This is a genomic window from uncultured Lactobacillus sp., assembly GCF_902491705.1.
Lineage (GTDB): Bacteria > Bacillota > Bacilli > Lactobacillales > Lactobacillaceae > Lactobacillus.
In genome coordinates this window covers 24,458-31,704 of record NZ_CABUIW010000022.1, presented here as the reverse complement: position 1 = coordinate 31,704, position 7,247 = coordinate 24,458, and the positions used below count along the sequence as shown (strand labels likewise).

16 protein-coding genes are annotated in these 7,247 nt (G+C 40.4%); all 16 read left to right on the top strand.

Features of this window, described 5'->3' with window-relative positions; all coding sequences use genetic code 11:
- The first annotated feature begins 357 nt into the window (after positions 1-357).
- The 16 genes from rpsJ to rpsH are packed head-to-tail and all read left to right on the top strand — an operon-like array spanning position 358 to position 7,224.
- Positions 358-666, top strand: a complete 309-nt coding sequence (gene rpsJ / locus RDN22_RS05820; RefSeq protein WP_003549023.1) for a 30S ribosomal protein S10 — start codon at positions 358-360, stop codon at positions 664-666.
- Between the two features lie 23 nt (positions 667-689).
- Positions 690-1,328: a 50S ribosomal protein L3 gene (rplC, locus tag RDN22_RS05815; protein WP_005720335.1), complete on the top strand. Its 639-nt coding sequence runs from the start codon at positions 690-692 to the stop codon at positions 1,326-1,328.
- Between the two features lie 14 nt (positions 1,329-1,342).
- Positions 1,343-1,960: a 50S ribosomal protein L4 gene (gene rplD / locus RDN22_RS05810; protein WP_308556740.1), complete on the top strand. Its 618-nt coding sequence runs from the start codon at positions 1,343-1,345 to the stop codon at positions 1,958-1,960.
- Positions 1,960-2,265, top strand: a complete 306-nt coding sequence (rplW, locus tag RDN22_RS05805; protein WP_025014715.1) for a 50S ribosomal protein L23 — start codon at positions 1,960-1,962, stop codon at positions 2,263-2,265. The genes rplD and rplW overlap by 1 nt, the downstream gene beginning before the upstream one ends.
- Before the next feature lie 15 nt (positions 2,266-2,280).
- Positions 2,281-3,117, top strand: a complete 837-nt coding sequence (gene rplB / locus RDN22_RS05800) for a 50S ribosomal protein L2 (RefSeq protein ID WP_308556739.1) — start codon at positions 2,281-2,283, stop codon at positions 3,115-3,117.
- 18 nt (positions 3,118-3,135) lie between these two features.
- A complete protein-coding gene (gene rpsS, locus RDN22_RS05795) occupies positions 3,136-3,420 on the top strand; it encodes a 30S ribosomal protein S19 (protein WP_308556738.1) in 285 nt (94 codons plus the stop codon).
- A 19-nt stretch (positions 3,421-3,439) separates the two neighbouring features.
- Positions 3,440-3,793 carry a 50S ribosomal protein L22 gene (rplV, locus tag RDN22_RS05790; protein ID WP_308556737.1) on the top strand — a complete coding sequence of 118 codons (354 nt, stop codon included), beginning with the start codon at positions 3,440-3,442 and terminating at the stop codon, positions 3,791-3,793.
- 13 nt (positions 3,794-3,806) lie between these two features.
- A complete protein-coding gene (gene rpsC, locus RDN22_RS05785; RefSeq protein ID WP_308556736.1) occupies positions 3,807-4,481 on the top strand; it encodes a 30S ribosomal protein S3 in 675 nt (224 codons plus the stop codon).
- Positions 4,481-4,921: a 50S ribosomal protein L16 gene (gene rplP / locus RDN22_RS05780; RefSeq protein ID WP_003625792.1), complete on the top strand. Its 441-nt coding sequence runs from the start codon at positions 4,481-4,483 to the stop codon at positions 4,919-4,921. The genes rpsC and rplP overlap by 1 nt, the downstream gene beginning before the upstream one ends.
- The gene (rpmC, locus tag RDN22_RS05775; protein ID WP_003549032.1) at positions 4,911-5,108 is read left to right on the top strand and encodes a 50S ribosomal protein L29; all 198 of its coding nucleotides are present in this window, start codon (positions 4,911-4,913) and stop codon (positions 5,106-5,108) included. Before rplP ends, rpmC begins: the two co-directional genes overlap by 11 nt.
- An 18-nt stretch (positions 5,109-5,126) precedes the next feature.
- The gene (rpsQ, locus tag RDN22_RS05770; protein WP_005721626.1) at positions 5,127-5,393 is read left to right on the top strand and encodes a 30S ribosomal protein S17; all 267 of its coding nucleotides are present in this window, start codon (positions 5,127-5,129) and stop codon (positions 5,391-5,393) included.
- Positions 5,394-5,424: 31 nt separating this feature from the next.
- Positions 5,425-5,793: a 50S ribosomal protein L14 gene (gene rplN, locus RDN22_RS05765; RefSeq protein WP_007126804.1), complete on the top strand. Its 369-nt coding sequence runs from the start codon at positions 5,425-5,427 to the stop codon at positions 5,791-5,793.
- A 19-nt stretch (positions 5,794-5,812) separates the two neighbouring features.
- Positions 5,813-6,046 (top strand): 50S ribosomal protein L24, encoded by a 234-nt coding sequence (gene rplX / locus RDN22_RS05760; protein ID WP_308556735.1) that lies wholly within the window; start codon positions 5,813-5,815, stop codon positions 6,044-6,046.
- Between the two features lie 14 nt (positions 6,047-6,060).
- Positions 6,061-6,603: a 50S ribosomal protein L5 gene (gene rplE, locus RDN22_RS05755; RefSeq protein WP_308556734.1), complete on the top strand. Its 543-nt coding sequence runs from the start codon at positions 6,061-6,063 to the stop codon at positions 6,601-6,603.
- Positions 6,604-6,615: 12 nt separating this feature from the next.
- Positions 6,616-6,801, top strand: coding sequence for a type Z 30S ribosomal protein S14 (locus tag RDN22_RS05750; RefSeq protein WP_003549037.1), 186 nt, complete (start codon positions 6,616-6,618; stop codon positions 6,799-6,801).
- 24 nt (positions 6,802-6,825) lie between these two features.
- Entirely contained in the window at positions 6,826-7,224 is a 399-nt protein-coding gene (gene rpsH, locus RDN22_RS05745) for a 30S ribosomal protein S8 (RefSeq protein ID WP_013437137.1), read from the top strand.
- Positions 7,225-7,247 lie beyond the last annotated feature (23 nt).

Here is a 7,247-nt window from a genome sequence, read left to right as displayed (position 1 = left end):
CAACGAAAAATAAATCGGCCCTCAAAAAACAATCAAGGACAATTATCTAAAAATATCAGGTCTAACCCTAGATGAGACTTGACTTTACGTAGAAAAAAGAGTTATTGAAAATTTTTCAATAGCTCTTTTTTTCGAAAAAAATTTTTTAGAAAAATGCCCTTAACCCTTGATATTTAAGGATAGACAAAGTACAATAGTCTTTGTGCTTGAGGGGCAATTGTGCTCTAAAGCTAGAAAATTGTTGTAAAGCTTTGACGCAAAAGGTTGCGGCACACCAGGCTGCATTGCCACAGTGGCGTGCGGGGAATTTTTGCCGAGCTAGTCATCTTTTAAAGAAGACGTTAAGGAGGTAATTTAATGGCAAGTCAAACAATTCGTATTAGACTTAAGTCATACGAACATGGTATTCTCGATGAATCAGCTGCTAAGATCGTAGCTACTGCAAAGAGAACTGGAGCAGAAATTTCAGGTCCAGTTCCTCTTCCAACAGAAAGAACTTTATTCACTGTTCTTCGTTCACCACACAAGAACAAGGACTCACGTGAACAATTTGAAATGCGCACTCACAAGCGTTTAATCGACATTTTGAATCCAACACCTAAGACTGTTGATTCATTAATGAAGCTTGATCTTCCAAGTGGCGTAGACATCGAAATTAAACTGTAATTTAAATAGAAAGAGGTGTAATCATGACCAAAGGAATCTTAGGAAGAAAAGTTGGTATGACTCAAATCTTTACTAAAGATGGTGTCCTTGTTCCTGTAACTGTTGTAGAAGCAACTCCTAACGTTGTTATGCAAGTTAAGACTGTTGAATCAGACGGTTACGAAGCTGTTCAATTAGGTTACCAAGACAAGCGTGAAGTTTTGAGCAACAAACCAGAAAAAGGTCATGCTGATAAAGCAAAGACTTCGCCTAAGCGCTTCATTCGGGAAATCCGCGGTGTTGAGCTTAAGGACTATGAAGTCGGCTCAGAAGTTACTGTGGATACATTCAAGGAAGGTGACGTTGTAAACGTTACTGGTACTTCAAGAGGTCATGGATACCAAGGTAACATTAAGCGTTGGGGCCAATCAAGAGGACCAGAAACCCACGGTTCAAGATACCACAGAATTCCTGGTTCAATGGGTTCCATCATTAACCGTGTACCAAAGGGCAAGCGTTTGCCAGGTCACATGGGTGTAAAGAAAGTTACCATTGAAAACTTAGTAATTGAAAAAGTTGTTGCAGATAAGAACGTATTAATGATTAAGGGTAATGTTCCTGGTGCTAAGAACTCATTGATCGTTGTTAAGACTGCTTCTAAAGCTGTTAAGGCTGATAAATAGGAAGGAGGACTAGAATGGCTAATTTAAAAGTTATGGATCAAAACGGTAAAGACTCTGGTGAAGTTACTTTAAACGATAAAGTTTTTGGTATTGAACCTAACGACAATGTCGTTTTTGAAGCAATTATTAGACAAAGAGCCGGCAAGCGTCAAGGTACCTCAAAGGTTAAGAATAGATCTGCTGTTCGCGGCGGTGGTAAGAAGCCTTGGAGACAAAAGGGTACTGGTCGTGCTCGTCAAGGTTCTATCAGAGCTCCACAATGGCGTGGTGGTGGTACAGTATTTGGCCCAACTCCACGTTCATACGCATACACTATGCCAAGAAAGCAACGTCGTTTGGCTATTAAGTCAGTTCTTTCCCAAAAGTTGATTGACAATGATTTAATTGTTTTAGACAAGTTGACCATGTCAGCTCCTAAGACTAAGGAATTAGTATCAATGTTAAACAGCTTGAATGCTGACGGTAAGGTTTTAATTGTTACTGATGATAGCAATGTACAACTTTCCGCAAGAAACTTAGCTAAGGTTAAGGCTGTTCCAGTTAACGGTTTGAACGTTGAAGACGCTGTTAACTACGGCAAGTTAATCTTGACTCAAGATGCTGTTAAGAAGATCGAGGAGGTTTTGGCTTAATGGATGCACGCGATATCATTTTAAGACCTGTCATTACTGAAAAGTCAACGAACTTAATGGATGATAAGAAGTACACTTTCGACGTGCTTTTAACTGCAACCAAGACACAAGTTCGCAATGCTGTTGAAGAAATCTTCGATGTTAAGGTAAAGAGCGTTAACATTATGAACGTTCGTGGCAAGGACAAGCGAGTAGGTCGTTACACTGGTAAGACTGCTCGTCGTAGAAAGGCAATTGTTGCTTTAACTGACGATTCAAACAGTATTAAGATTTTCCAAGACGAAGATAAAGAAGACAACAAGTAATAGGAGGTCAGTCAATTGGCTATTAAGATTTATAAGCCAACTACCAATGGTCGTCGTCATATGACTTCTTCCGACTTTGCTGAGATTACCAAGACAAAGCCTGAAAAGACTTTACTTGAATCACAATCACATACTGCAGGTCGTAACTCATATGGCCATATCACTGTAAGACACCGTGGTGGTGGTCACAAACAAAAATACCGTATCATCGACTTTAAGCGTAACAAAGACAACGCAAAGGCAGTTGTAAAGGCAATCGAATACGATCCAAACAGAACTGCTAACATCGCTTTGCTTCACTACACTGATGGTATCAAGGCTTACATTTTGGCACCTAAGGGCTTAAAGGTTGGCGACATCGTTGAATCAGGCGATGCAGTTGACATCAAGCCAGGTAACGCACTTGAATTAAAGAACATCCCAACTGGTACTTCAATTCACAACATCGAATTAAAGCCAGGTAAAGGTGGTCAACTTGTAAGAAGTGCTGGTGCTTCTGCTCAAGTTTTAGGTGCTGATGGTGACTACACTTTGATCAGATTACAAAGTGGCGAAGTTCGTAAGATTTTATCATCATGCCGTGCTACTATCGGTGTGGTTGGTAACGAACAACACTCTTTGATCCAATTAGGTAAAGCTGGTCGTAAGCGTTGGTTAGGCAAGCGTCCTCAATCACGTGGTTCCGTAATGAACCCTAACGATCACCCACATGGTGGTGGTGAAGGTAAGGCTCCTGTTGGTCGTCCACAACCTATGACTCCATGGGGCAAGAAGGCTCGTGGTATCAAGACTAGAGACACCAAGAAGGCTAGCGAGAAGTTAATCATTCGTCACCGTAAAGGTAGCAAATAATAGAAGGAGGGTTAATTAATGAGCCGTAGTATTAAAAAAGGTCCTTTTGCTGATGCATCTTTATTAAAGAAGGTTGATGTACAAGCAGATGCAGATAAGAAGCAAGTTATTAAGACTTGGTCACGTCGTTCAACTATTTTCCCTTCCTTTGTAGGTTTGACTATAGCTGTTTACGATGGTAGAAAACATGTTCCAGTATATGTTACTGAAGACATGGTTGGTCATAAGTTAGGTGAATTTGTTCCAACAAGAACTTTCCACGGACACAGATCCACTGATGATAAAGCCACAACACAAGCTTAGAGGAAGGAGAAACATCTAAATGGCAGAACAAATTAGTTCAGCTAAGGCTGAAGCAAGAACTGTTCGCATCGCTCCAAGAAAAGCTCGTTTAGTCGTTGACTTAATTCGTGGCAAGAGCGTTGCTGAAGTATTAGCAATCTTGGAATTTACGCCTAGAGCTGCTTCCCCAATCGTTGAAAAAGTTTTACGTTCAGCTATTGCTAACGCAGAACACAACTACGATCTTGAAAGTGCTAACCTTTACGTATCAGAAGCTTACGTAAACGAAGGTGCAACTTTGAAGAGATTCCGCCCACGTGCTAAGGGTATGGCTTCTCCAATTAACAAGAGAACCAGTCACGTAGTTGTAGTAGTTTCAGAAAAGAACGATTAAGGGAGGTATATTAATGGGTCAAAAGATTAACCCAAACGGTTTTCGTCTCGGTGTTATCCGCGATTGGGAATCAAAATGGTATGCTGACAAAGGATACAAAGAAACTTTAAATGAAGACCTTCATATTAGAAAATTCATTTCAGAAAAATTGAAGGATGCTTCAGTATCTACTGTTGAAATTGAACGTGCAGCTAACAGAATCAACATCTCAATCCATACTGCTAAGCCAGGTATGGTAATCGGTAAAGGTGGTTCTGAAGTTGAAGCTTTAAGAAAGCAATTGAACGCTTTAACTGGTAAGCAAGTTCACATTAATATTGTTGAAATTAAAAAACCAGATCTTGATGCTAAATTAGTAGCTGATGGTATCGCTCGTCAACTTGAAGCTCGTATTGCTTTCAGACGTGCTATGCGTCAAGCTACTCAAAGAGCTATGCGTGCTGGTGCCAAGGGTATTAAGGTTCAAACTTCAGGTCGTTTGAACGGTGCCGACATGGCAAGAAGAGAATGGCACACAGAAGGTCGTGTTCCATTACAAACTTTGAGAGCTGATATTGATTACGCTTGGGTAAATGCATTCACTACTTACGGTGAAATCGGTGTTCAAGTATGGATTAACCGTGGTGAAGTTTTACCAACTCGTAAGAACAAGCCAGCTTCAAAGCCAGCGAAGGGAGGAAATAGATAATGCCTTTAGTACCAAAGCGAGTAAAACACCGTCGTGAATTCCGTGGTAAGATGCGTGGTGCTGCTAAAGGTGGTAAGTATATTGCCTTTGGTGAATACGGTCTTGAAGCCCTCGAATCACACTGGATTACTAACCGTCAAATCGAAGCTGCCCGTGTTGCTATGACACGTTACATGAAGCGTGGCGGTAAAGTTTGGATTAGAATTTTCCCTCAAAAGTCATACACTGCTAAAGGTGTTGGTGTACGTATGGGTTCTGGTAAAGGTGCACCAGCAGGTTGGGTAGCTGTAGTTAAGAGAGAAAAGATCATGTTTGAAATTGGTGGTGTTGATGAAGCAACTGCTCGTGAAGCTTTACGTCTTGCTTCAACTAAGTTACCAATTAAGACTAAGTTTGTAACTAGAAGTTCGGAAGTAGGTGGCGAATCTAATGAAGGCTAAAGATATCAGAGCATTAACCACTGATGAAATGTTAGAAAAAGAAAAGCAATATAAAGAAGAGCTCTTTAATTTGCGTTTCCAACAAGCAACGGGTCAATTAGAAAATACCGCTCGCTTGAGCAAAGTCCGCAAGAATATCGCCAGAATTAAAACTATTCTGAGCGAAAAAGCGTTAGAAAACAATTAATGGAAGGGAGCTATTAACTTGAGCGAAACAAACGAAAGAAATCGTCGTCACGTATACCAAGGTCGTGTAGTTTCTGATAAGATGGACAAGACTATCGTAGTCGTTGTTGATACTTACAAGAACCACCCTGTTTACAACAAGCGTATTAGATATTCAAAGAAATACTACGCACAAGACGAAAATAACGAAGCTAAAGTTGGCGATACTGTACGTATCATGGAAACCCGTCCATTATCTCGTAAGAAGCGCTTCCGTTTAGTAAAGATTGTTAAGAAATCTGTTTAATTTGCGGATTTAGTGAGGGGAGGATTACACAGTGATTCAAAACGAATCCCGTTTAAAGGTTGCTGATAACTCTGGTGCCAGAGAACTTTTAGTTATTAGAGTCTTAGGTGGTTCAAAGCGTAAGACTGGTAACATCGGTGACATCGTAGTATGTACTGTTAAGCAAGCAACACCAGGTGGCGTTGTCAAAAAAGGCGACGTTGTAAAAGCAGTTATTGTTAGAACCAAATCAGGTGCACGTCGTGAAGATGGTTCATACATCAAATTCGACGAAAATGCTGGCGTAATTATTAACGCAGATAAGAGCCCACGTGGTACTCGTATCTTTGGGCCAGTTGCACGTGAGTTACGTGAGCACGACTTTATGAAGATCGTCTCTCTTGCTCCTGAAGTCTTATAATTGATAGTGAGGTGCACTGATGTTCGTTAAAACTGGTGACAAGGTAAAAGTTATTGCCGGAAAAGATAAAGGTAAAGAAGGTACTGTTCTTTCTGTTAACGTAAAGAAGAACCGCGTTGTTGTTAAGGGCGTTAACAAGATTAAGAAGCACCAAAAGCCTTCACAAACTAATGCTAATGGTGGTGTAGTTGAATCAGAAGGTTCAATTCACGCATCAAACGTTAAAGTTATTAGTAGTAAAGAAGATAAGTAGAAGGGAGGACACAAATGGCAAGTTATTTAGCTGAAGAATACAAAGAAAAAGTAGCTCCTGCATTGGAAGAAAAGTTCAACTACACTTCATCAATGCAAGTTCCTAAGATTGACAAGATCGTTTTAAACATGGGTGTTGGTGATGCTGTTTCTAACGCCAAGAACTTGGACGAAGCAGTTGAAGAATTAACTTTGATTTCAGGCCAAAAGCCATTAATCACTAAGGCTAAGAAGTCAATCGCTAACTTCCGTTTACGTGAAGGTATGTCTATTGGTGCTAAGGTTACTCTTAGAGGCGATAGAATGTACGACTTCTTATACAAGTTGATCAATGTTTCTCTTCCACGTGTTCGTGACTTCCGTGGTGTATCAACTCGTTCATTTGATGGTCGTGGTAACTACACTTTGGGTATTAAAGAACAATTGATTTTCCCAGAAATCGATTTTGATAAGGTTAACCGCACTAGAGGTTTAGACATTGTTATCGTAACTACTGCCAGCACTGATGAAGAAGCTCGTGAGCTTTTGACTCAATTTGGTATGCCGTTTGCAAGATAGTGGAGGACATTAATGGCTAAAACATCACAAAAAATCAGAAATCGTCGTCCTGCTAAGTTCTCTTCACGTGAATATACACGTTGCGAGAGATGTGGTCGTCCACACTCCGTATACCGTAAATTCGGTTTATGCCGTATTTGCTTAAAGGAATTAGCACACAAGGGTCAAATCCCTGGTCTTAAAAAGGCTAGTTGGTAGGATACGGTTAGGAGGATAGCTTAAATGGTCATGACAGATCCAATCGCAGATTACTTGACTAGAATCAGAAATGCTAACATGGCAAAGCATGATTCAGTTGAAATTCCTGCATCAAACATTAAAAAGTCTATTTCAGAAATTTTGAAGCGCGAAGGTTTCATCCGTGATTACGAAGTTGCAGATGACAACAAGCAAGGCGTTATCAAGGTATTCTTGAAATACGGTCCAAATGGAGAACGTGTCATTTCAGGCTTGAAGCGTATTTCTAAGCCAGGTCTTAGAAACTACGTAAGCGCTGAAGACTTACCAAAAGTTCTTAATGGTTTGGGCATTGCCATCGTTTCTACTTCTGCTGGTGTTATTACTGACAAAGAAGCAAGACAAAAGAACGTTGGCGGCGAAGTAATTGCCTACATTTGGTAATACTGACAGAAAGGAGAACAATC